This window comes from Pedobacter ginsengisoli (genome assembly GCF_030244015.1).
Taxonomy (GTDB): domain Bacteria; phylum Bacteroidota; class Bacteroidia; order Sphingobacteriales; family Sphingobacteriaceae; genus Pedobacter; species Pedobacter ginsengisoli.
The window spans coordinates 1,116,026-1,140,084 of record NZ_JASSYX010000003.1 but is presented as its reverse complement, the minus strand read 5'-3'; the positions used below and the strand labels follow the sequence as shown (position 1 = coordinate 1,140,084).

Sequence of the window (24,059 nt, the reverse complement as noted above, 5' to 3'; positions counted from 1 at the left end):
TTGCTGATCTGTTTTGTTTGAGCCATTCCTGATATATTTCACTGTCTCTGCACATTGTTGATCAAATACCAGTCTGGTTATCACCTTTTTGCAATATTCTTGCAAGGGATAAGGAATGCTCAGCCAGTTTTAGTTAATTTTGGACAATGATAATTAGCTCAGAACAAGTTTTAGCAGCCTTGGGTAATGTTGAAGATCCGGACCTTAAAAAAGACCTGGTCACTTTAAACATGATCAAGGATTTGAAAATAGAGGACAATAATGTCAGTTTTACCCTCGAGCTCACTACGCCGGCATGCCCGATGAAAGAGATGCTAAAAAATGCATGTACAAATGCGATCAAACATTTTGTGAGTCAGCAAGCAGAAGTAAATATCAATGTGACCTCAAGAGTGACCAAGCCAATGGACACTACGGGATTAAAAGACATTAGTAACATTATACTTGTTTCATCAGGAAAAGGCGGCGTAGGAAAATCTACTGTTGCCAGTAACCTTGCCCTTTCTTTAGCCGCAGACGGAGCTAAAGTCGGACTGCTTGACGCAGATATTTATGGTCCATCAGTGCCTACCATGTTTGACCTGGTAGGAGCAAAGCCAAGTGCAAGAGAAGCAGAAGGCGGCAAAACGTTAATACTTCCAATAGAAAAATACGGCATAAAGATTCTTTCTCTTGGTTTTTTTGCTGATCCCGACCAGCCTGTGCCATGGCGTGGACCGATGGCTTCAAATGCAGTAAAACAATTATTCAACGATGCCGACTGGGGCGAGCTGGATTACCTGATCGTGGATTTGCCGCCGGGAACCGGTGATATCCACATCACGATCACACAGGGGTTTCCGATAGCCGGAGCGATAGTCGTCACTACCCCCCAACAAGTCGCCCTTGCGGATACACGCAAAGGACTGGCCATGTTTAGAATGGCCGGAATCAATATTCCTGTTTTGGGAGTAATTGAAAACATGTCTTATTTTACTCCGGCAGAGCTTCCGGACAATAAGTACTATTTATTTGGAAAAGACGGCGGAAAGGAATTGGCGAAAACATTTAATGTGCCATTCCTCGGAGAGATCCCTATCGTTCAGCGTATTTCGGAGGCAGGAGATAGCGGAGCCCCGGTTGCGCTGGAAACAGGAAGCAGACTCTCGCAGTCCTTTTCAGAAATAGCAGGCAGAATTGCACAGCAGGTAGCTATTAATAACGCACAAACTGCTAATTGCTAAAAATTTACTATTTTTATACTTTAAAACATAACCAATGAATTTAACAGAACAAGTTGAGCAGGCATTAGAGACCATCCGTCCGTATTTACTGGCAGATGGAGGAGATGTTGCCATAGAAGAGATAACAGAAGATAAAGTAGTTAAATTAAAATTATTGGGTAACTGCGGATCCTGCAAGATGAGCTTCATGACCATGAAAGCAGGAATTGAACAGGCAATTATGAAAGCTGTTCCTGAAATTACTTCAGTCGTATCCGTTAATTTAGCAGAAGAAGTATAAATCATTTAACAAAATTTAACTTACTGTGTTTATAAATACAGCTATGTTTGCATGATGAAGTATTTGTTAACCATTATATTGCTTCTTTTCATTACACCGGTCTTTGCTCAGCAAACCACCGGGGATAAGAAATTGATTCAATTTTCCGGGATCATAACGGATGTGGATAGCAATTATGCAGTGCCTTACGTAACCGTAACGAATCTGACCAATAAGAGCCAGAGGTACGGGGCCAATTACAAAGGATTCTTTTCTTTCATCGCACATCCCGGAGATACCATTCTTTACACCGCCGTAGGATACAGGGATCTGCTGCTTCCCATACCCGCAGAAATTAACGACACTAAATATACCGCGATGATCAGGCTGAAGGCTGATATCATCAACCTGCCGACAGTTCGTGTTTATCCGTGGGCTACAGTAGAGGAGTTTACAAGAGATTTCATGGCGATGAAGATCGCAGACGATGATTATGCGATCGCGCTGAAAAACCTCTCACAGGAAAGTATAAGCGGAATGATCCAGTCCCTTTCCAGAGACGGCGGGGAGATCCAGAGCATCAACTATCGTTTAAACCATGACCGGGCGCTTAACAAGAATATGGTTCAGACCAATCCGTTGCTGAATCCCTTTGCCTGGGGCAAGCTGATGCAATCTATCTTTAAAGGAGATAAGAGTAAAAACTCAGACAACTAACTACCGTCTTCTTTTCTGATTCGGGAAACGCATTTTGTAGTCAGCATGAATATTCCCTTTAGAAATTGCATCCAGTTTACTTTTCAGCATCCTTTTTCTTAAAAGACCTAACTTATCAGTAAACAAGGTTCCTTCAATATGGTCATATTCATGCTGGATAACCCGTGCGGGCATGCCGGTCACCTCTTCTTCGTGCAGCTTCCAGTTCTCATCATAATACCTGATCTTAACATTCGGCTTGCGCATTACATCTTCCCGGATGTCAGGGATACTTAGGCAACCCTCATTAAAAGCCCAGGGTTCACCGGTTTCTTCCAGAATTTGAGCATTGATAAATACCTTTTTATAACGGTCCTTATCCTTTTCGTCACCAGCAGCGGTATCAACGATAAATAATCTTATTGGTAATCCAATTTGCGGAGCCGCCAAACCAACGCCACTGGCGTTGTACATCGTCTCAAACATATTACTGATTAATTCCTGCAAGCCTGGATAGCTTTCCTCAATCGGAGTGCAGACTTTCTTTAAAACCGGGTCGCCGTATGCTACAATGGGTAACTTCATGGTACAAAGGTACAAAATTACCCTATAGGATAAAAAGTTAGGGCAGTAAGATTGCCCGGATCCAGTATTTCGTTAGCAATATTGACCAAATCCCCGGCATTAACAGCCTGGATTTTACTGAAAACGGTTTGCAGGTCGTCAATTTTATCATAGTCGATCAGACTCTTGGCCATCGATATAATCAGACCGATCCGGTTTTCCTCACCCAGGGCTATTTGACCGATAAATTTATTTTTAGCCTTTTGCAGCTGGGCCTCAGTAAAGGGTTTGTCCTTAATTTTCTTAAACTCTTTAAAGATCAGAGCCCAGGCCTTATCCAGTTTTTCTTTGTCTGTGCCAAAATAAAGTGTAAAAATACCGGTATCGCTCAAGGGACTGTACCCGGTTTCGATGGTATAGGCTATTCCGTATTTTTCCCGGATCTGAAGATTCAATATAGAACTCATACCCGTGCCCCCAAGCAAATTATTTAACAATAGCAACCCCGTCTTATAAGGATGATGGAGTGAATAAGCCTGGGTTCCGAGTACCGCATGCGCCTGCTGAATGGGTTTATTCAGGACCTCATTTACCACGGCCGCTTTTCCAGGGGCAGCCCTCGTCACAGTATATGGATTGGCCTGAATCTCTGAATAATATTTTGAACCCGTTTTTATTACTTTGTTCAGAGAATAGTTACCCAGCACGGCTATAACGATGCGGTCCGTATGGTAATTGTTCTTAATAAACTGATGAATGTCTTTTTGAGTGAGCCTGCTTACACTCTCTATACTGCCTAAAATATTACGTCCCAGCGAATGCCCCGCAAAAACCAGGTCTTCAAAATCGTCATAAATGGCCTCCTCAGGCTGGTCCAGGTAAGAGGCGATTTCGTCGAGGATTACACCCTTCTCTTTTTCCATTTCATCTTCAGGAAAGGTAGAATGAAACACGATGTCATTAAAAAGCTCCAGTGTCCTGTCCAGGTAAGGATTTAGAAACGAAGCATGAATACAAGTGTATTCTTTCGTCGTATACGCGTTCAGGTCAGCCCCGACACTTTCAAGTCTGTTGAGGATCTGATTGGTATTTCTTTTTTTCGTACGCTTAAAGATCAGGTGCTCGATGAAGTGTGCCAGCCCGGCTTTTTCTTCGCTTTCATCTCTTGAGCCGCTGTTGATGATGATACAGGCATGAGAGATCGCTGAAGCAGAAGGCACCTGAAGCAGGCGTATGCCATTAGGCAAAGTATGAACATTATATTCCATTCAGCGGCAAAGGTACGCAGAAATATATCACCGCATTATAATTTTTCAGTATCCGGAAACTGGAGTCCCGTAGTATCGATTACATGCTGCTTAGTAGGCCTGGTAAGTATAAATACAACTAAAACCGCAGCAGCAACAATAAGATAGACCATATTCCCGTAAATTAAAAAGCCGACTACATTTAATAAAGCCGGGGCTTCTATAAATGCACAGCGTAAGATAAATGCAGTCTGATAAGCGGCAATTTTATCATCACCACCCAGCATAGGATCCATTGATCTGATCTGTTTGTTGAACATGTAAAAGCCCACAGCCACTGATATTACAGCAAGAACGGGGAACAGCGGAAAATATGGATCATTATTGTCAAGCGACAGGTCAAGGTGTATCCGTTCCTTGCGCATAATCAGGGCAACTATAGCGAATCCGGTTATAGCAGCGCAAAATGCAATATGGATTACCTGCATGATTTTTAATTTAGATGCGTTCATCTCTGTGAGTTAGAAAACTCCAATATAAATATTTCTTTTTAAAAAGCTGTCAATTTGACAACAAAGCCAGTTTGGAATAAGCATTGATAGGGGTGCTATGTACTTAAAAATGAGTTAACATATGAGCATAGAAGAAAAAGGAACCATATCCATTCACACGGAGAACATTTTCCCGATCATCAAGAAATTCCTGTATTCAGACAACGAGATCTTTTTAAGAGAACTTGTATCAAATGCCGTTGATGCGGTACAAAAAATCAAACGCCTGGCAGCACTCGGCCAGTATAGCGGCGAGCTTGGCGAGCCGCTGGTCGAGGTGGCAGTTGATAAAGACAACAAGACCATTACCATTTCCGACAACGGCCTTGGGATGACTGCTGAAGAGATCAAAAAATACATCAACCAGGTGGCCTTCTCTGGCGCCAGCGAATTTGTAGAGAAGTTTAAAGACGCCAAAGATGCCAATGAGATCATCGGTAAATTCGGTCTGGGCTTCTATTCCGCCTTTATGGTTGCCGATCTGGTAGAAATCCAGACCCTGTCTTATCAGGAAGGATCAGAGGCTGCGCGATGGGTGTGCGATGGCAGCACAACATTCGAGATCACCGCAGGCAGCAGGACAATACGCGGAACAGACATCATTCTGCACATCAATGCAGAGTCAGAAGAATTCCTGGAAAAACATAAGCTGGAAGGAATCCTTGATAAATATGGAAAGTTCCTGCCTGTGCCGATTAAATTTGGAACCAAAACAGAACAGGAACCGGATGGCGAAGACGAAGAAGGCAAACCAAAATATAAAAGTGTTGAATCAGACAATATCATCAATACCACCAATCCAATCTGGACAAAAGCACCTGCAGATTTGTCAGACGAAGATTACCTTTCTTTTTACAAGCAACTGTATCCTTTCTCAGAAGACCCGCTTTTTTGGATTCACCTCAATGTTGATTACCCGTTCAACCTTACCGGAGTACTGTACTTTCCTAAAGTGAAGAATGATTTCGACATGCAGCGCAACAAAATCAAATTATTCTCACGCCAGGTATTTATTACTGATGAGGTAAAGGACATCGTGCCAGAATTCCTGATGTTGCTTCATGGCGTAATAGATTCACCGGATATTCCCCTGAATGTTTCCAGAAGCTTCCTGCAGGCAGACAGCAGCGTCAAAAAAATAAACAGCTACATCACCAAGAAAGTGGCAGATAAACTTCAGGAACTCTTTAACAAGGACCGTAAGGCTTATGAAGAGAAGTGGGGCGACATTGGCCTGTTCGTCAAATACGGAATGGTGAGCGAAGAGAAATTTAATGACAAAGCCAAAGATTTTGCCCTGCTCACCAATACAAAAAAAGAACACTATACCCTGGACGAATACCGGGAGAAAGTTAGGGATATACAAACCGACAAGAACGGGCAGGTCGTATATATCTATGCAAATGACCCTGCAAAGCAGGATAGCTTTATCCAGTCAGCCGGTAAAAAGGACTATGATGTATTGCTGATGGATTCCCCTATTGACAATCACTTTGTAAGCCATTTGGAGCAAAAATTAGAAAAAACCGCATTGAAACGCGTAGACTCAAGTGTAGCCAGCAAGCTGATCGACAAAGAAGACCAGGTCGAATCTGTATTAACAGAAGATCAGTCTAAACTGGTTAAAGAAGTATTCGAAAAGGCCATTACAAAACCGGGATATACCGTTGAAATCGTCGGACTACATCCGGAAGAGCTGCCCGTTACCGTGACTATGGACGAATTCATGCGTCGGATGAAAGACATGGCAGCTATGGGCGGCGGCATGGGTTTTTATGGCAATATGCCCGACAGTTATAAAGTTGCCATCAATGGCAATCACAAGCTTATCAGCAAAATCCTTTCCGCTGAGAACGAAGAGACCAAATCCGTGCTTGCCAAACAAGCAGTAGACCTTGCCTTATTAGCTCAGGGAATGCTTACCGGCGCGGAACTTACGGCATTTGTAAGCAGAAGCGTTGAACTGATTTAACATACGCAGTATAGGTTTAAAATACCGGCAGTTACACCAGAACTCCCCAGGGCCAGGCGCTCCGGGGAGTTTTTTTTTGAATAGCATAAGAAATTATTATCCCTGCTGTAGCGTTTTGACAGTTTCCCTCGTTTTGAGAAAAAAGAGTTAGTGGCCACTACTCAATCGTATTCTTTAAAATTATAATCATGAACATCTTGACAAATCTTAAAAACATATCCAGAACTTTTATCGCCCTGGCGACGCTGTCTGTTACGCTGGCGGCCTGTTCCAAAGACGATGATGACTTCACCCCGCCTCAAATTTCGGGGCTAAGCGTGATCCATGCTTCGCCTACCAATGAAAAACTCGACTTCTATGTAGAAAACGTTAAGGCAAATAATGAAGACTTTGGCTATACCGATAAGATCGATTATTTAAACCTCTATTCTGGAACCAGGAGGCTGCTCATTGCCAAAAAGGGAACCTCAACAGCCCTTTTGACAGGAGATTTCCTTTTGGAGCCGCAAAAAGGATATTCGCTGTTCGCTTACGATAAGTTTGAAACGATAAAATTTCTGCTGATCAAAGACGACCTTACTGCACCTGCAACGGGCAAAGCAAGGGTTCGTTTTGTTCACCTTAGTCCGGATGCACCGGCCCTTAATTTAGCAATAGCAGGAAAAGATACAGACCTTTTCACCGACAAATCTTTCAAAGGATATACCGACTTTGTTGACATTGATCCGGCCGAAAAAGTTACTTTTAACGTTAAGAACAAAGACGGCGGAGCAATTGCAGCCAGCATTGCCGACGTGAAAATCGAGGCAAACAAGATCTACACAGTTTGGGTAAAAGGTCTGGTAGCAGCGACCGATAACACCAAGCTCGGTGTTGAAGTCTTTGTACACAAATAAAAAGAATAAAACGGCTGCCCGGAAAAAATGCCCGTACGAAAACTCTTATTTTCGGGCAAGCCGTTTAAAGAATAATGAAGCTCGTCTTTGCGTTATTGTTTAAAAAATCATCAAATCAATGCTTAACAGACATCATAAAGAATGCTCGGTCTTGAAGACGCTATAGAAGGGTGTTTAAAAAATAAAAACAAAAGCAAGGAAATGATCTACAAATCATTTTATGGATATCTTATGGGTGTTGTTTTGCGTTATGTAAACGATAGAAATGATGCTGAAGAGCTCGTAAATGATACATTTATAAAAATTTTTAAGAGCATTGGGCAGTTTAGCTTTCCAAAAGAAAACGGCGAACTGCAAAAAGCTTTCAAAGGCTGGATCGCAAGAATATCGTCCCGTACCGCAATAGATTTTTTAAGAACAAAAAAGACTCATCTTTATGTCGATGACATTGCAGATGAGCAGCAGCCGCTCACACAGGTCAGCGCCCTGTCAAAATTAAATGTGCAGGACATTTTAAAATTACTGAACGCCCTCCCTGAAACACACAGACTCATTTTTAACATGTACGAAATAGAGGGATTCTCTCACGATGAGATATCAAAAATGCTGAACATTCCTGAAAGCTCCAGCAGGGTTTACCTGACCAGGGCAAAAAGTAAACTAAGAGAATTGTATTCAAAGACATCAATTAACTCATATGCAGCCAGCTAAACAAATGGACCCATCAGAAAATGAGCTGATCGCTCATATCAAGGACAGTTTGATGGGCCATGAGGAATCCTATGTTCCGGGCGCATGGGAGAAATTTAAAGCTCAGGATGAAAAAAAGAGACCCCTGATCTTTTGGCTGGCTCCTTTAGGCAGCGCCGCGGCAATTTTATTCATTGCAACCGGCTTGTATTTCTTTATCCTCAAAAAATCAGACAAGCCAGCTGTGCAGATTGCAAAGACCAGTCCTTATAGATACAATGGCCCGAAACCTGAGAAAACAATAACACCGGCGGAAACTCCAGATGAGACAGCGCCGGTTTCCCGCTCCCCGCAGGCAGAGGCGGCTGTCGTATCAGAAAACACGAAAGTCCCGGTTCAGCAGCCCGCAGCCCGCATCGGGGTTGCCGCAAAGATTGAAGCAATCTCTTCTGTAGCGGCTGAGCCTGTTAAATCCAATCCTGTAGCTGCCGACCCTGTGGCTGCTAATAAGTCCGTGGCCCCGTCAGCAAAAGAAACCCCGGAAAAAAAGGCATACTCTTTCCAGGAATTCCTCAACAACGAAAGCATTGCCGGCAAAGAAAGCAAACCACTGGCCATCGCAACTGTAAAAGAGAACAAATGGGAAATGGGGGTCCTTGTCGCGCCCTCATTTGGCAACACCAGGCGACTGAACATGGGTTACGGAGTCAGCATGGATTACGCCGTATCAGATAAGATCTCTCTGGGATCAGGAATCTCGTACAATGAACTTGCCGCATCCAGAGATGTTTCCTCCCCGGCAGAGATGATGAGCAGTCCGTCCGGCTACAACACCATTGCCCGTCCCACAAAAGACCTGGAGTCTGTAGAGGCGAAAATCTCCGGTATCGATATCCCTTTTGAAGTAAAATATCATTTTAGCAAAAAACTTTATGCAAACGTTGGTGTCTCGGCCTTTGCCGTGATCAGGCACCAGCAGAACAATAGCTATGTAGAGCAAAAACTTGTAGAGCGGGAAGCATCATTTGCTGCCGGCAGTAAAGACAGTTTTACCACGTTTATGGTTACAGAAAAGACGACGGAAAAAGCCCCTGAAGCGGAAGTGAGCAATGACAAATACCTGGGGTTCTATAACTTCTCTTTTGGCTATAAACAAAAGATCTCCAAATCCAAATCCGTGTCCGTCGAGCCTTTTATGAAGATCCCTATGAAAGAAGTTTCTAAAGAGAACCTTCGCCTGATGGGAACAGGTGTCCGTCTGAAGTTTGATTTTTAATCTGGTGTAACCTTTTCCTGTTTTTCCTGTCTTTACTTTAACACTTTTTAACTCGATTATTGACACTGTGATTGTATTCCAATGCAGCAATCAGAAAAAAAGTTTAGTAATTTTGCCTTTAGTTCAACATTCATAACGAAGAAAATAAATTTTATACTTATGAAAATGAAATTGATAATCACAGTTCTGACAGCCGTGACGGTTTTTACCCTGACAAGCCGGGGACAGCAGGCCAGCCTGGCTCCCGATCAGAACCCGCGATACGAAAGCAGCCGGGCAAAATATATGAATGCAGCAGACTCTTTAACCAGTACACAAGGGACCACGCTGCAGAACACCTATAAAGCATATGACTGGTACGAGGCACGGGAAGAACGGAGAAAACTCCGCAGGGAGCAGAACTATCAGAACTCATGGCTATACCCTTCAGTGAATTATTACCCGGCATATAACAATTGGGGCTATGGCGGCCTTGGTTACCATACCTGGGGCCGGCGCAGCTGGAGGCACAGCAACCTTTGGCTTGGCTGGTAATACGAAATTTCAAGAAAACTTATCATAAAATGCAATTCAAAAAAATAATAGCCCTTACTGCCCTTGCAGTTTCCGGAATATTGATTTCCTCATGTTCAAGACAAGTAACCAGGATCAATACCAACGACACCGTTGACATCAGCGGTAACTGGAACAACACAGACTCCAGGCTCGTAGCCCAGGAGATGACCCAGAGCATCCTGGCCGGCAAATGGATCTCCACGCATCTGGAAGAAAAAAAAGGGAAAAGACCGGTCGTAGTGGTCGGACTGGTGCAAAACAAAAGCCATGAGCACATCGATGCCGAGACTTTCGTAAAAGATGTCGAGCAAACCTTTATTTCCAGCGAGCGCGTTCGGCTGGTACAGGGCGGCAAAAAAAGAGAAGAACTGCGTGCAGAAAAAGCAGATCAGCAGGACAACGCTTCAGTATCTACCATGAAGAAGTTTGGTCTGGAAAATGGAGCCGACTATATCCTGCAGGGCTCTATCAACTCCATTGTAGACGCACATAAGAAACAAAAAGTGGTATACTATCAGGTGAATCTCGAACTGACAGACATTCAAACCAATGAAGTGGTATGGATCGGTGATAAAAAGATCACTAAATATGTTAAAAACTAGCAGAGGTCTTCTCTGCCTGGTATTTTTTCTGTGCGGCTGCGCGTCTTACAATGAAAAGATAGCGGGCTATTACAAGCAGATCTCCGAAGGAAATTACCTGCAGGCCAATACAGAGCTGAACAAGAACAAACTGCTGCAAAGGCCCAGGAACCAACTGCTTTACCTGATGGAGAAAGGACGGACCTGTCAGCTGATGGGGGCATTTGAAGACAGCAATACCTACTTTAACCAGGCAGATTCACTGCTGGAAAGTGGACTTGACGGAACTGCTGATGCGATAGTAGGGACGCTGGTAAACCCCATGACACAAACCTACAAAGGCGAAGATTTTGAGAAATTCATGATCCATTACTACAAAGCGCTGAACTACCTCCATCTGGGAAAAAAAGAAGACGCAGTAGTAGAAGCCCGGCGCATCAGCCTGCAATCACAGGAACAGGACGATAAGTTTAACAACAAAAGCAACAGATACTCCAAAGACGCATTTTCACTGATGCTGCAGGGTCTGATCTACGAAAGTGACGGAGATGTAAATAATGCATTTATTGCCTACCGCAATGCAGCCGAAGTATACCTGAACAGTAAAGACAAAACCTGGTATGGGACCACCATGCCCAAAACACTTCAGGAGGACGTGCTGAGAACAGCCGATCTCAATGGCTTTAAATCGGAACTTGCGCGTTTCGAAGAATTGTTCGGATTTAAATACCAGGCCAAACCGCTGTCAGAAGGCGGGGAGATGATCGTTTTTTGGGAGAACGGGCTGGCACCTGTCAAACAGCAGCAGGAATTTTTCTTTTCCCTGATCAGAAGCAACGATGGCAGTCTCGTCTTCACAAATGCAACAGGAACCATCTTTATCCCTTACAACACGAGCTACGGCAATAATGACATTGACCTGAACTCGGTCGAGAGTTTAAGAGCCACTTACCCAAAATATGTTGCCCGCCCCCAGCACTACAGCAGCGCCACTGTCAGCAACGGGCAGACCGAAGCCACACTTGAAAAAACTGAAGACATCAACGAACTGGCCTTTAAAACACTGGATCAGCGGTTTGCCAAAGAAATGGGCAAAATCCTCACACGTCTTGCGGTAAAGAAGGCAGCCGAGTACGCGATAAAGGCAAGCGCTAAAAAAAGCGGAAAGAACGGCAAGGACAATGCGCTGCTGGAAGGGCTCGGTTTTGGGGTACAGCTGTATAGCCTGTTATCTGAGAAGGCAGACACGCGCAACTGGCAAACCCTGCCCGGCCAGATCAGCTACGCCAGGATCCCGCTGCAAAAAGGCATCAACAACCTCAACCTGGCACTAAAGGGGGCAAATGGCACTGACTCCGTAAAGATCCAGGCCAGGGGCACCGGCAAACTCCAGTTTTATAATTATTCAACCCTGCGCTAAGCGCTTTAAAGAAATATAAAGACACATGCAAGAACCATTCGACATCCAGGTAGCGCATATCGATTACGCCGTGTTTCCGGAAGGAAACGACGTCTACGTCATCTATAAGGACGGTAAAGAGTTCGCACACATTCAAAAAGACACGGACCTTCAATGGCTCAAACTTGATCCCGAAACCGCGACTCCCTTATTTGAACCCAATGAAGAGATCAACGCCATTGGACAGGCGATTCTTGCCTACGTTCCCGAAGAGGAAGACGAAGATGAGGACCCCGGTTTCAGCGAAAACGACAAGGATTAACCCGCCCAGCTCTCCCGGTCAAGGCTGCGGTAATGTATCGCCTCCGCCAGATGCTCCAGCGCAATTACCTCACTCCCGGCCAGATCCGCAATAGTCCTGGATACCTTCAATATGCGGTCATATGCCCTGGCCGATAAGCCCAGTTTTTCCATGGCCTTTTTGATCAGCACCTGGCCGGCGTCGCTGATCTTGCAAATGTTCCTCACCATATTAGGACTCATCTGTGCATTGTAATGTACCGCATTGCTGGCCTCAAACCTCAGGTCCTGAACTGCTCTTGCCCTGATCACCCGATCCCTGATGTCCGCACTCTTCTCCGCTTCCAGAGCCGAAGTAAGCTCGGTAAAATTAACCGGCGTCACCTCCACATGCAGGTCAATCCGGTCCAGCAGCGGTCCGGAGATCTTGCTCAAATACTTCTGCACCACGCCCGGCCCGCAAATACACTCCTTTTCCGGGTGATTGAAAAAGCCGCAGGGGCAGGGGTTCATAGACGCGATCAGCATAAAACTCGCCGGATACTCCACACAGATCTTCGCACGTGAAATGATCACATTCCTCTCTTCCAGCGGCTGGCGCATCACCTCCAGCACACTGCGCTTGAATTCAGGGAGCTCATCCAGAAAAAGTACACCATTATGGGCCAGTGAAATCTCACCCGGCTGTGGATTTGCGCCGCCGCCCACCAGGGCGATGTCTGAAATGGTATGGTGAGGACTGCGGTATGGCCTTTCCGTCATCAAAGCATCAGCCGCTCCCAGCTTTCCCGCCACAGAATGGATCTTGGTCGTTTCCAAAGCCTCATGAAGATTTAAAGGCGGCAATATCGTTGGCAGCCGTTTCGCCAGCATCGTCTTGCCCGCACCAGGCGGGCCAATCAGGATCAGGTTATGACCTCCGGCAGCGGCAATCTCCAGAGCTCTTTTGATATTTTCCTGGCCTTTCACATCTGAAAAATCATGCGGATAGCTGTTTACATGACTATTAAACTCGTCCCTGGTATTGACGACCACAGGCGCCGGCTGTGATGTGCCGTTAAAAAAATCGACGACCTCCATCAGGTTGCTCATGCCATATACCATCAGATCACTCACAATGGCCGCCTCACGGGAATTGTCCTTAGGCAATATAAAACCTTTAAATCCGGCGTTCTTGGCCTGAATAGAAATCGGCAGCGCACCTTTAACCGGCTGCAAGCCCCCATCCAGCGAAAGTTCACCCATAATGAAATAATTCCCGATCTCCGCGGTTTCCAGTTGCTCTGATGCAGCCAGAATTGCGATCGCAATAGGCAGGTCATAAGCAGAGCCCTCTTTCCTGATGTCAGCAGGAGCCAGGTTGATCACGATCTTTTGCCTCGGCATTTTCAGCCCCGCAGACTGAATCGCGCTTTCTATCCTTCGCAGACTTTCTTTAATCGCATTGTCGGGCAGGCCAACAATGTGGTACCTGTTCCCGCCACCTATACTCACCTCCAGGGTAATGGTCAGTGCATTCACACCAAAAACGGCGCTGCCATAAGTTTTTACCAGCATAATTTCCAACAAAAATTAATTTGCCTAAACTATACCACTTCAAACGACCAGCGGTAAACAAAAAGAAATTTATTTTTAACAATAAAGATTACATCCTGCCCTGAGGCATTTTCGGCATGTTTTTCATCATCTTAGCTGCTGCCGCAGGATTAGAGAACTGCTTCATGACCTTACGCATGTCTTCAAACTGCTTGATCAGCTTGCTCACCTCTTCGATAGAAGTACCCGAGCCTTTAGAGATCCTTATTTTTCTGCTTTGGACAATGCTGTCCGGATTTTCCTTTTCAAAAGGAGTCATGGACTGAATGATCGCCTCAATACCTTTGAAAGCATCATCCTCGATCTCCACATTCTTCATCATTTTTCCAACACCAGGGATCATGCCCATCAGGTCTTTCATATTACCCATTTTCTTGATCTGCTGGATCTGGTTGTAAAAATCGTTGAAATCAAACTTATTCTTGCGGATCTTCTTTTGAAGCTCAGCGGCCTCTTTCTCATCAAACTGCTGCTGCGCACGTTCCACCAAAGAAACGACATCACCCATGCCCAAAATACGTGAAGCCATCCTTTCCGGATAGAACACATCCAGGGCCTCCATCTTTTCGCCGGTACCGATGAATTTGATCGGTTTGTTGACCACAGATTTAATAGAAAGCGCAGCACCACCGCGTGTATCACCGTCCAGTTTGGTCAGCACCACACCGGTAAAGTCCAGCCTGTCATTAAAAGCTTTTGCCGTATTCACAGCATCCTGTCCGGTCATGGCATCCACGACAAAGAGGATCTCATGCGGTTTGGTGCTTGCCTTTACCGCAGCGATCTCGTCCATCATCTGCTCATCGATCGCCAGACGGCCGGCAGTATCTATAATGATGACATTGTTGTTGTCTTTTTTACCTTGGGCGATACCTTCCATCGCAATGTCCACCGGATCTTTAGAATCCCTGTTGGCATATACCGGGACACCGATCTGTTCAGCCAGGACTTCTAGCTGGTCAATCGCTGCCGGACGGTAAATGTCACCTGCAACCAGCAAAGGTTTCTTGCCCTTAGCCTTCAGGAAATTTGCCAGCTTTCCTGTAAAAGTAGTTTTACCCGCACCGTTCAGACCGGCAATCAATATAATTGTAGGATTGTTCTTTAGATCAAGCTCCGTCACCTCACCACCCATCAGCGCGGCAAGCTCATCGTTCATTACCTTGGTCAGCAACTGACCCGGGGAAACCGCGGTAAGCACATTCAAGCCCAGGGCCTTTTCCTTCACATCATCCGTAAAGCTCTTGGCTGTCTTATAATTTACATCGGCATCCAGCAAAGCCTTACGGATCTCCTTCATGGTTTCAGCCACGTTGATCTCAGTAATGCTTCCTTGTCCTTTTAAAACTTTAAATGCACGGTCTAGTTTATCCTGTAAATTTTCAAACATCTTCTTTTACTGCTTATTGGTCAATATTTATAAGACCCCAAAGTTATTAATTTTGGCGGAATCAAAGGGTAATAATTGTGTAATCGATTTTGGAACCAATACCGTCCCGGCTGTATTATCTTGGAAAAGTAAAGCCAAATCCCAGCGAAAGGTTCTGACTGGCCTGAACTTCAGGATCAGAATCTTTGTCAAACAGGCCAACACCGTTTATTGTCACATTCATGAACTTGTTGATCTTTGATTTCAGGGTGACATCCAAGCGGTGATCTACGTGCGCTAAAGGCCTGTCATAGGGAATAAACATGTTGTAACGGGCATATAAAAAGACATTGGTGAAAATCTGTTTTTCGCCAAAAGTACTGGTGACCTGGAAAGCAAGCTCATTTCTGAATGTCTGGGCCGGCCTGCCGTCCTTAGGCGGCCTCAAACCAAAATTGCCCGGATTTCTTGCCAGATTGATCACCGCGGTGTCCAGCATGAACGTTTGCTTGGCTGTACCAGTACCGATCCGTGTAGAAAAATAAGGAACAGGCTTGTATTCAAAACCAATCGATTCTGTAAGATAACCAGGTGCCATGAACTTAGAGATCAGGTCCGCCTTCTCCTCATTGTTCTGTTTCGGGTCCCTATAATAAAAATAACCTCTGTCAAACTGCGACTCAAAGGTTACCGATCCGAAGAAATACCAACTTTTTGAAAGCTGTAAGCCACCTTTATTGTCCCAGAAAATCCTGTCCCGGGTTTTCTTTTGCAATTGATCTTTATTTTTAACCTTACCATATTCCAGCCTCACCTCACTGGTAAAACTGTAACTTTCCTTACTGTATGCCGTTTTGTAATTTAACATTCCCCCAACAGCAAGTGAATTTACACCCCCTGCCCTCCAGTTTTTTGAAAATGCACCCTGGTTTACATCAATCCCGATTTGAGTCGCTGTTTTCCAGTAATTCACCTTTTCATCCACCACCACCGGGGCGATTCTGATGGGTTTAAACGTCAGCGTACCCACCCTTACAGGCAACGGGCTGCGTTTTAGTTTGATTTCCAATCCTTTGGTTTCAATAGGAATGGTATCGATAGGAATGGTATCGGTCTCCTGCGCAAACAAGGACGATACACTGATAAAAGATAATAATAGGCAGATATTAAAACTCTTCATTCCTACAAAGAAAAACAAAAAACTGACTTATTAAAAGTTTAATGCTAAACAAATTACAAAAGCCCTAGAATTCTTCGACCTTTATTTTGGGGAGCGGCTGCAGCCTGAACGCTGCCGGATTGCGTTTATAGCTGGCATAACTGTTTCTCAGGAACACCACAAAATCATAATCCGAGGCACTCAGAATAAAATCATAAGTAGGGCGGTACTGGTGCATAAAATCATCAGCTTCCGTTTCACTGATCTGCAATACCCTTTTTACATAATCCGGGTTGTACCTGTAATCAATAATAGCCTCCCTATAGTCCCGTTCCAGGATTTTTTGAAGATGACGGGCATTCTTACCCTCCCGGCTCAATAAATTGTAAATGGCATCAATGCCCAGCCCAACCCCGCTCGTCCCCAGGTTGAGGAGATCTTTGGCCTTACCCTTTTCCAGCTTATACTTATATTCCTTCTGGGCTTCAGTATACCTTTCCAGAGGTGTCAGTTTTTTACCAAGAATAGAAACTTCCCTTAGGTTAATGCCCAGGGACTTCAACTGAAAATAAACCGACTTTTGTCCATTATGCACAAGTGTATCCACAGCATATCCCTGAAGCACGGCAAACAAGGTATCGCCAACGGCCGCTCTGATCGCAAACTCACCCTTAGGCGTATTATAGATGCCCTCATCTTTGGTGGCATTGTAGATGTAAACCTTCGCCAGACGCAATCTGGTGTCCTTGTCCACAACAAAGCCCTGCACCGTGCCGTTTTGGGCAGCAGCATGCAAAGCACAGAAACAAAGGAGCATCAGCAGGTTGTAAAATCTCATTGGAAATACAAAACTACAATATAACGATATGTGCAGTCAAACGTTAACATTATTTAACGTCTATTTAGCCAGCACCAGTTTTTGCCCTATTTTAATCGCGGCATCACTTAAACTGTTCAAAACCTTGATTTCATCGACAGCGACATTAAAGCGTTTGGAAATGTTATACAGCGTATCCCCTTTTTGTACAGTATAGGTTTTATCGGCCGGCATCGGTAAGGTTGCAGTTAATACCGGTGATGTCGCGGGCGCAGTGACCGGAGTGCTATCTCCCTGCGTCACTCCCGCCTTAACAGCAGACCCGGCCCTTGACGAAGGCACATATACCGGTGCCGGAGGAATGTCATTATTGACTACCGTCGCAGAGATCTTCAGCGTATCCGGTGTTTTCAGCACCTGCTTAGAAGGCGGCGTTTCCACCGGCGTAAACTTTTTCTTTTCCTGCGGGATATTTGCATTGATCTCCGTAAACACCTTGTCTTCCCGGTTGAGCTTTTCCGTCTCTGTTTCCGGCTGGTCATATTGGTACAGTTTATACTTATCAATGATATTGATCAGCATATCCGGGTACTTAGGGTTTGTTGCATAACCAGCGGCCTTCAGACCGAACGCCCAGTTTTTATAGTCATTTTTATCCAGCTCAAACAAAGCACTGTACCGCTTCCGCTTTAAAAACTCCGAATGGTCCCGGTACGACTCCCGGGCATCTTTGTACACCCTGAAGCAATCGTCCTTTTTGTCGTCATCCTTGTAATAGCCCTTACCCTTCCAGTCAGACGTACACTTAATGCCAAAATGGTTGTTGGCAAACCTGGCCAGGCTGCTGTTGCCGCTCCCTGACTCAATGATCCCCTGTGCCAGGGTAATGCTGGCCGGAATTCCGTACTTGTTCATCTCCTCAACTGCCACCCCTTTAAAATCTTCAATGTAAGTAACCGTCGTGCGCGACTTAAAGTCGGGATTTGATTTTGTCGCCGACTTTTCTATTTTCTTGTTGTTGCGGCTGTACTGCCTCGATTTGCAGGCAGAAAAAAATACGATAAGCAAGCCGGTGGCAATGATCTGACTAAACAGGGCGGAGTTTCTTTGGTTCATTAAGAATTATTTTTTTCTGATGATAAACAAACCATCCCGCACCGGCAGGATGAGTTTTTCTACACGGTTGTCAGCCGCTATCTTGTCGTTAAAATTAGTAATATTTTTTGTGTCTTTGTCCGGATTGGCGTGGAGAACTTTACCGCTCCAGAGCACATTGTCTACAACAATGAGCCCGCCAGGCCTTACCCGGTCAAAAATAAGGTCATAATAAGTGCCGTTGTTTTTCTTGTCCGCATCAATAAACACCAGATCAAAAATCTCGTTGAGCGTGTTCACCGTTTGAGTAGCATCGCCAATAATATACCGGATCTTTTCCTCATCCTGTGATTCGGCAAAATAGCCCCGTACCCGCTCTTCCAGTTCCTCATTGATGTCCAGCGTATAGATCAGCCCGTCAGCGCCGAGACCTTCGGCCAGGCACAAGGTTGCATATCCGGTAAAAGTCCCGATTTCCAATATTCTGGAAGGACTGATCATTTTGCTGAGCAAGCTGAGCACACGGCCCTGGTAATGGCCGGACAGCATCCGGGGCATCAGCACCTTGAGGTGGGTTTCCCGGTCTATTTTTTGCAGCAGGGTATTTTCAGGTTCACAGTAGTTGAGCAGCAACTGCTGCATGTCGTCATTAATCAGGCTCATGTTCTCTCTCTAACGGGGCTGTTCCATAAAATATTGCAATATGATCGTGGCCGAAATCGTATCTACCCGCTCCTTGTTTTTCCGCTCCTGTTTTTTCAGTCCACTCTGCATAATGGCCTGATGGGCCAGTTTAGAAGTGAACCGTTCATCGATCCAGTGCTGTGGAATATCCGGAAAAGTCTTTCTCAAAGTTTTAGCAAAACCTTTTACATGCTGGGCGGTTTCAGAAGGAGAGCCGTCCATTTGTTTAGGGTCTCCAAAAACAAAAGCCTCTACGGGTTCCGCGGTTAAATATTTTTTCAGATATTCGACAATGTCCTTTGGATGAACGGTATCAAGCCCGGTAGCAATGATCTGAAAGGGGTCTGTTACCGCAATTCCGATTCTTTTGGTTCCGTAGTCAAAGGCTAGTATTCTCGGCATATTCCACATTGGCTCCGGTAATTCCGGAGATTAGTTATAAAGCTCCAAAGATAGTAAACCTAATTGAGTTCTTCCTGCCTGGTACATCTGTCCACACTGACTACGCCCTGAGTACGGGGTGAGTACGCCCTGAGTACGCCTTTTTCCTAGAGAAAAGGCGTACTCACCGTGCATTCAATGTGTACTCAGCCTGCACTCAGTATGAACAGATGTACTACACATCTAAAAGTCAGCGTAACATCATATGGAAGATGGGGCAACAGCAGCGGAATGCAAATATTACTTAAAATTTATTACTTTGCACCAAATGCAATTTAAAGACATCATAGGACAAGACGAGATTAAACGGCAGCTGATCCAGACTGTAGCAGAGAACAGGGTCAGTCATGCCCAGCTGTTCCTCTCCTGCGATGGCAGCGGGGCTCTGCCCATGGCCATTGCCTATGCGCAATATATCAATTGTTTGGATAAAAAGACTGATGACAGCTGCGGGGAGTGCTCTTCCTGCCGGAAATACGGCCGCTACATCCATCCTGACCTGCATTTTTCTTATCCTTTTTTTGCTTCAAAAGATGTAAAGACAGCCGTTGACGTGCTGGACGAATGGCGGAGCATGCTGCTCGAAGACCCGTACTTCGACATGGACATCTGGAGATCAAAATTGAGTGCAGAGAACAAGCAGGCAAATATCAATATTGCGGAGTGTCACGACATCATCAAAAAGCTAAGCTATAAGGCCTTTGAAGCACAGACCAAGGTACTGATCATGTGGCTGCCCGAATACCTGGACAAAGAAGGGAACTCTTTGCTCAAGATCATTGAAGAGCCGCCGCAAAATACCTTGTTCCTGCTGGTGGCCAATAACCAGGAACAGATCCTGTCTACGCTGTTGTCGCGCACACAGATCGTTAAAATACCTAAACTTCCCCATGCCGTAATAGAGACTTTCCTGATGGAAACGCAGGGCCTTTCTGAAAACCAGGCAACGGAATACAGCTTTCTGGCAGACGGGAATCTGATAGAGGCCAAACAGCTGGTCGTGACTACGCACAATGAAAACGCAGACCATTTTGCCGAGTGGCTGAGAATGGGCTACGGCAACAGGGTACTGGATATGACCGTGCTTGTAGACCAGATCGCTGGCTGGGGCAGGGAAAACCAAAAGAATTTTTTGAGGTACGGCATCAGCTTTCTGCGGGAATGCGCTTTGCTGATCAGCGGGGCAGATGAGCTGGTAAAGCTGCCGGTGAGCGCGATGGACACGGCAAAGAAACTATCGGCCCATGTGCTGACCCTATCCATGGCAGAAGCGATCATTTCAGAACTGGAAACTGCTCATTATCATGTAGAAAGAAATGCGAACCCGAAAATTCTGTTTTTAGATGTATCTTTACAACTGGTAAAAATAATCAAGTTTAAAACGTTCCCGAAAGGGACTCAACATATATACAATTAATTATGGGATGTGGAAGTTGTTCTACAGGAGGCGGTTGCGCCCCCGCAGGATGCAAAAGTAATGGCTCATGCCTTACAGGCGGCTGCGGAAAAATGGATGTTCACGATTGGCTGTCTAATTTGGACATGCCATCTAATTATAAACCTTTTCAGGTCATAGAAGTTAAATTTAAAGGTGCAAGGAAAGAGTTTTTCCTGAACAATGACAACATCTATCTGGAAATAGGCGAGCTGATTGCTGTTGAAGGCGCTACTGGCGGATACGATATCGGCCATGTATCACTGACCGGGGAACTGGTCAGGATGCAGATGAAGCGCAGAAAGACCCCGCTTGACCAGGTGACCCGCAAGGTGTACCGCAAGGCGACAGAGGCTGATGTGGAGAAATGGAAAATTGCCAAAGGACTGGAATGGGAAACCATGCACAAGGCGCGTACCCTTGCTCTGGACCTGCGCCTTTCCATGAAGATCAGCGATGTAGATTACCAGGGAGATAAAACAAAGGCTACTTTCTTTTATACTGCCGAAGGACGTGTGGATTTCAGGGAACTGATCAAGAAAATGGCGGAAACTTTCCGCATCAGGATCGAGATGCGCCAGATCGGCATGCGCCAGGAAGCTGGCAGACTAGGGGGTATTGGATCTTGCGGACGTGAGTTGTGCTGCTCTACCTGGCTGACCAATTTTAAAACAGTGTCGACCGCTGCGGCAAGGTATCAAAACCTTTCGCTGAATACACTGAAGCTGGCCGGGCAATGCGGAAAACTGAAGTGCTGCCTGAACTATGAGCTGGACACTTATCTGGATGCGCTCAAGGATATTCCTGATCGCATAGACAGCTTGCAAACGGAGATTGGCGTGGCCCGTCACCAGAAAACAGACATCTTCAAAAAGGTGATGTGGTTTGCTTATCCAAATACAGAGGACTGGATCCCCTTGAAAGTCGACCGGGTGAAAGAGATCATGGCGATGAACAAGCGTGGTCAGAAACCGGTTAGCCTGAAAGAGGAAGCCACAGCGCTGACACCGGTAACGGTAGTTGAAAAAACACCTGATTACGAGAATGTGGTTGGTCAGGACAGTTTGACCAGGCTGGACGATAAGAACCGTAACAAAAATAAAAATAACCGGAATAAAGGCGGTAATAACGACAGGAACAATAGCGGCAGACCTGAAAAAGGACAAAAACCTCAGCAGGCCAGACCGGGCGGGCAGCAGCAGGCGAAAGCAGGCGGGCAGGCTCCGCAAGGCAGGCAGGGACAGCCAAAACAGGCCGGGCAAAGCGGTCAAAACAGGCCGAACCCGCAGGGCAGAGGCCAGCAGCCTGGAAACAAGCCATTGGCAGATCAGAGAGAGGGTGCTGCTCAGAGCGGGATGGCTTCGCCAATTGCTGAAGGTCAGACGCCAAGGGAGGGGCAGCCTTCTGCCAACAGGAACAGGAATAAAAACCGGAGGAAGAAAAATAAGGATAAGCCTAAGAATGAATAATTTTCGTGCTTTAATTTTCTTTTGTGGGGTAGTGATCGCGCTGTTTAGCGGTTGCGACGCCAACACGATCGTGGACAGTAATATGTCTATGCCTGCGCGCAACTGGAATTATGCGAATAAAGTGAAGACGGTCATCGAGATCAAAGATGCCGGCAAACCGGTCAGCATCTATTTCAAACTTCGTCATACCAGTGATTATAAATACGCCAACATTTTTGTTCTTTTTGAGATCAAAGGTGGCGATCAAAAGAAACAGACCCGGCGTTATGAATATAAGCTGGCAGAGCCTGACGGACAATGGAATGGTTCGGGTTCCGGAAATTTATATACTTATGTAATGCCGCTGCTGACCAATTACAGGTTTCCGGCAGCTGGTAAGTATGAGCTTGCCATTGAACAGAACATGCGTGATAATCCACTGAAGGAGATCAGTGACGCGGGGATTAAAGTGGTCAGTTTAGAGCAGCGGAAGTAACTTTTCGAGTGCCATTCCTCTTGATCCTTTAAGCAGGACCAGGCTGTTCTTTACAGGATTTGCCTGAAGATATGCTCCGGCTTCTTCCGGTGTATGAAAGAACGTTCCCTTATATTTATCTTTTAATGCATAAAAATGTTTGCCGATCAGGATCAGTTCATCGGCATGAAGTGCTGCGGCTTCGCCGGCAATCAGGCCGTGCTGTACCGCTGACTCATCACCCAGTTCAAACATATCCCCGATAATTACAGTTTTGTGCCGGGAGTTTAAGAGCGAGATGTTTTTGAGCGCTGCTGACATACTGCTCGGATTGGCGTTGTAAAAATCACAGATCACAGTATTGCTTTCGGTTTTCGTGAGTTGGGAGCGGTTGTTTTTTGGCTGGTATGCGGAAAGACCGGCGTTGACCTGTTCCGGGCTCAGTTCAAAGAACTGCCCGATACAAATGGCGGCCATTGCGTTTTCAAAATTATAAGCGCCTGTTAAATTAACAGATGCTGAATATGTACCCTTTGCCGTAGCCCAGGAAAGTTCAATTAAAGGATCTGTTTTTAGTAATTTGCCATGTACCGCATCTGTAGATTCAGAACCGTAATAGACCACTTTATTAAGACCGGCAGCGGCGCTCATTTCCAGCAGGTACGGGTTGTCGCGGTGGATAAACGCGAAGCCGTGGTGTTGTTTCAGCCAGGCATAAAGCTCGGCCTTGCCTTTTTTTACACCTTCAAATCCGCCAAATCCTTCCAGGTGCGCCATGCCTACATTGGTAATGAGGCCATGTGTGGGCTGGGCAATGCCGCACAAAAATTCAATTTCTTTTTGATGGTTTGCGCCCATTTCGATCACCGCAATTTCGGTCTCTCCGGTGATGGACAATACGGATAAGGGGACACCGATATGGTTATTTAAATTCCCTTTGGTGGCAAAGGTTTTATATTTTTCGGAGAGCACGGTATTGATCAGCTCTTTGGTGGTGGTTTTGCCGTTGGTACCGGTCAGTCCGATGACCGGAATGTTGAGTTGCGAACGGTGGTGCCTGGCCAGGTCCTGCAGGGTGGTCAGCACATCGGGAACAAGGATGCACTGGTCGCTGGTCTTGTAGGCAATGTTGTCGATGACGGCGTAGACTGCCCCGCTGGTCAGCGCTTTTTCGGCGAAGGTGTTTGCGTCAAAGTTATCGCCCTTTAGGGCAAAAAAGATGGATTCCCGGGCAATATTCCGGGTATCTGTAGAGATGGACGGGTATTTTAAAAAACGCTGATACAGGGAGTCTATAGTGCTCATGTGGGAAAGTATTGATAATCAATTCG

General features: G+C 45.6%; 25 protein-coding genes. 14 read left to right on the top strand and 11 right to left on the bottom strand.

Annotated features, from left to right (window positions below; translation table 11 throughout):
- The first annotated feature begins 146 nt into the window (after positions 1-146).
- Genes QEP08_RS17265 through QEP08_RS17255 form a run of 3 tightly spaced genes read left to right on the top strand, consistent with a single transcriptional unit; the run spans position 147 to position 2,199 of the window.
- Positions 147-1,223 (top strand): Mrp/NBP35 family ATP-binding protein, encoded by a 1,077-nt coding sequence (locus QEP08_RS17265; protein ID WP_285059845.1) that lies wholly within the window; start codon positions 147-149, stop codon positions 1,221-1,223.
- A 34-nt stretch (positions 1,224-1,257) separates the two neighbouring features.
- On the top strand, positions 1,258-1,503 hold the full coding sequence (locus tag QEP08_RS17260) for a NifU family protein (RefSeq protein WP_285059844.1): 246 nt from the start codon (positions 1,258-1,260) through the stop codon (positions 1,501-1,503).
- A 51-nt stretch (positions 1,504-1,554) separates the two neighbouring features.
- On the top strand, positions 1,555-2,199 hold the full coding sequence (locus tag QEP08_RS17255) for a peptidase associated/transthyretin-like domain-containing protein (RefSeq protein WP_285059843.1): 645 nt from the start codon (positions 1,555-1,557) through the stop codon (positions 2,197-2,199).
- Here QEP08_RS17255 and def read toward each other — a convergent pair whose 3' ends face one another.
- The 3 genes from def to QEP08_RS17240 are packed head-to-tail and all read right to left on the bottom strand — an operon-like array spanning position 2,200 to position 4,501.
- Positions 2,200-2,763, bottom strand: coding sequence for a peptide deformylase (gene def / locus QEP08_RS17250; protein ID WP_285059842.1), 564 nt, complete (start codon positions 2,761-2,763; stop codon positions 2,200-2,202).
- Positions 2,764-2,780: 17 nt separating this feature from the next.
- Positions 2,781-4,010: a M16 family metallopeptidase gene (locus tag QEP08_RS17245; RefSeq protein WP_285059841.1), complete on the bottom strand. Its 1,230-nt coding sequence runs from the start codon at positions 4,008-4,010 to the stop codon at positions 2,781-2,783.
- Between the two features lie 35 nt (positions 4,011-4,045).
- The gene (locus tag QEP08_RS17240) at positions 4,046-4,501 is read right to left on the bottom strand and encodes a hypothetical protein (RefSeq protein WP_285059840.1); all 456 of its coding nucleotides are present in this window, start codon (positions 4,499-4,501) and stop codon (positions 4,046-4,048) included.
- Between the two features lie 121 nt (positions 4,502-4,622).
- Between QEP08_RS17240 and htpG the strand changes: the two genes are divergently transcribed.
- The 8 genes from htpG to QEP08_RS17200 all read left to right on the top strand — a co-directional run bounded on the left by htpG (position 4,623) and on the right by QEP08_RS17200 (position 12,231).
- Positions 4,623-6,512: a molecular chaperone HtpG gene (gene htpG / locus QEP08_RS17235; RefSeq protein WP_349019048.1), complete on the top strand. Its 1,890-nt coding sequence runs from the start codon at positions 4,623-4,625 to the stop codon at positions 6,510-6,512.
- A 188-nt stretch (positions 6,513-6,700) separates the two neighbouring features.
- On the top strand, positions 6,701-7,408 hold the full coding sequence (locus tag QEP08_RS17230; RefSeq protein WP_285059839.1) for a DUF4397 domain-containing protein: 708 nt from the start codon (positions 6,701-6,703) through the stop codon (positions 7,406-7,408).
- A gap of 141 nt (positions 7,409-7,549) precedes the next feature.
- Positions 7,550-8,119, top strand: a complete 570-nt coding sequence (locus QEP08_RS17225) for an RNA polymerase sigma factor (protein ID WP_285059838.1) — start codon at positions 7,550-7,552, stop codon at positions 8,117-8,119.
- Between the two features lie 4 nt (positions 8,120-8,123).
- Complete coding sequence (locus tag QEP08_RS17220) at positions 8,124-9,374, top strand: hypothetical protein (protein ID WP_285059837.1); 1,251 nt, start codon at positions 8,124-8,126, stop codon at positions 9,372-9,374.
- Positions 9,375-9,539: 165 nt separating this feature from the next.
- A complete protein-coding gene (locus QEP08_RS17215; RefSeq protein WP_285059836.1) occupies positions 9,540-9,908 on the top strand; it encodes a hypothetical protein in 369 nt (122 codons plus the stop codon).
- A 29-nt stretch (positions 9,909-9,937) separates the two neighbouring features.
- Positions 9,938-10,531 (top strand): penicillin-binding protein activator LpoB, encoded by a 594-nt coding sequence (locus QEP08_RS17210; protein ID WP_285059835.1) that lies wholly within the window; start codon positions 9,938-9,940, stop codon positions 10,529-10,531.
- Positions 10,518-11,930 (top strand): COG3014 family protein, encoded by a 1,413-nt coding sequence (locus QEP08_RS17205; RefSeq protein WP_285059834.1) that lies wholly within the window; start codon positions 10,518-10,520, stop codon positions 11,928-11,930. The genes QEP08_RS17210 and QEP08_RS17205 overlap by 14 nt, the downstream gene beginning before the upstream one ends.
- Before the next feature lie 25 nt (positions 11,931-11,955).
- Positions 11,956-12,231: a hypothetical protein gene (locus QEP08_RS17200; RefSeq protein WP_285059833.1), complete on the top strand. Its 276-nt coding sequence runs from the start codon at positions 11,956-11,958 to the stop codon at positions 12,229-12,231.
- Here the strand turns inward: QEP08_RS17200 and QEP08_RS17195 are convergent.
- The 7 genes from QEP08_RS17195 to ruvX form a co-directional block, all read right to left on the bottom strand.
- On the bottom strand, positions 12,228-13,766 hold the full coding sequence (locus QEP08_RS17195) for a YifB family Mg chelatase-like AAA ATPase (RefSeq protein ID WP_285059832.1): 1,539 nt from the start codon (positions 13,764-13,766) through the stop codon (positions 12,228-12,230). The two genes, QEP08_RS17200 and QEP08_RS17195, sit on opposite strands and share 4 nt — an antisense overlap.
- Before the next feature lie 88 nt (positions 13,767-13,854).
- Complete coding sequence (ffh, locus tag QEP08_RS17190; RefSeq protein WP_285059831.1) at positions 13,855-15,195, bottom strand: signal recognition particle protein; 1,341 nt, start codon at positions 15,193-15,195, stop codon at positions 13,855-13,857.
- A 115-nt stretch (positions 15,196-15,310) separates the two neighbouring features.
- Positions 15,311-16,354 carry a DUF3078 domain-containing protein gene (locus QEP08_RS17185; protein ID WP_285059830.1) on the bottom strand — a complete coding sequence of 348 codons (1,044 nt, stop codon included), beginning with the start codon at positions 16,352-16,354 and terminating at the stop codon, positions 15,311-15,313.
- A gap of 64 nt (positions 16,355-16,418) precedes the next feature.
- Positions 16,419-17,171, bottom strand: coding sequence for a hypothetical protein (locus QEP08_RS17180; protein ID WP_285059829.1), 753 nt, complete (start codon positions 17,169-17,171; stop codon positions 16,419-16,421).
- Between the two features lie 60 nt (positions 17,172-17,231).
- Entirely contained in the window at positions 17,232-18,266 is a 1,035-nt protein-coding gene (locus QEP08_RS17175) for a glucosaminidase domain-containing protein (protein WP_285059828.1), read from the bottom strand.
- 6 nt (positions 18,267-18,272) lie between these two features.
- Positions 18,273-18,908 (bottom strand): O-methyltransferase, encoded by a 636-nt coding sequence (locus QEP08_RS17170; protein WP_285059827.1) that lies wholly within the window; start codon positions 18,906-18,908, stop codon positions 18,273-18,275.
- A 9-nt stretch (positions 18,909-18,917) separates the two neighbouring features.
- Positions 18,918-19,331 (bottom strand): Holliday junction resolvase RuvX, encoded by a 414-nt coding sequence (ruvX, locus tag QEP08_RS17165; RefSeq protein ID WP_285059826.1) that lies wholly within the window; start codon positions 19,329-19,331, stop codon positions 18,918-18,920.
- Positions 19,332-19,638: 307 nt separating this feature from the next.
- Between ruvX and QEP08_RS17160 the strand changes: the two genes are divergently transcribed.
- Genes QEP08_RS17160 through QEP08_RS17150 form a run of 3 tightly spaced genes read left to right on the top strand, consistent with a single transcriptional unit; the run spans position 19,639 to position 22,749 of the window.
- A complete protein-coding gene (locus tag QEP08_RS17160) occupies positions 19,639-20,787 on the top strand; it encodes a DNA polymerase III subunit (RefSeq protein WP_285059825.1) in 1,149 nt (382 codons plus the stop codon).
- Between the two features lie 2 nt (positions 20,788-20,789).
- The gene (ricT, locus tag QEP08_RS17155; RefSeq protein ID WP_285059824.1) at positions 20,790-22,274 is read left to right on the top strand and encodes a regulatory iron-sulfur-containing complex subunit RicT; all 1,485 of its coding nucleotides are present in this window, start codon (positions 20,790-20,792) and stop codon (positions 22,272-22,274) included.
- Complete coding sequence (locus QEP08_RS17150; protein WP_285059823.1) at positions 22,267-22,749, top strand: gliding motility lipoprotein GldH; 483 nt, start codon at positions 22,267-22,269, stop codon at positions 22,747-22,749. The genes ricT and QEP08_RS17150 overlap by 8 nt, the downstream gene beginning before the upstream one ends.
- Here the strand turns inward: QEP08_RS17150 and QEP08_RS17145 are convergent.
- A complete protein-coding gene (locus QEP08_RS17145) occupies positions 22,732-24,033 on the bottom strand; it encodes a UDP-N-acetylmuramoyl-tripeptide--D-alanyl-D-alanine ligase (protein WP_285059822.1) in 1,302 nt (433 codons plus the stop codon). The genes QEP08_RS17150 and QEP08_RS17145 overlap by 18 nt on opposite strands.
- Positions 24,034-24,059: the final 26 nt, after the last annotated feature.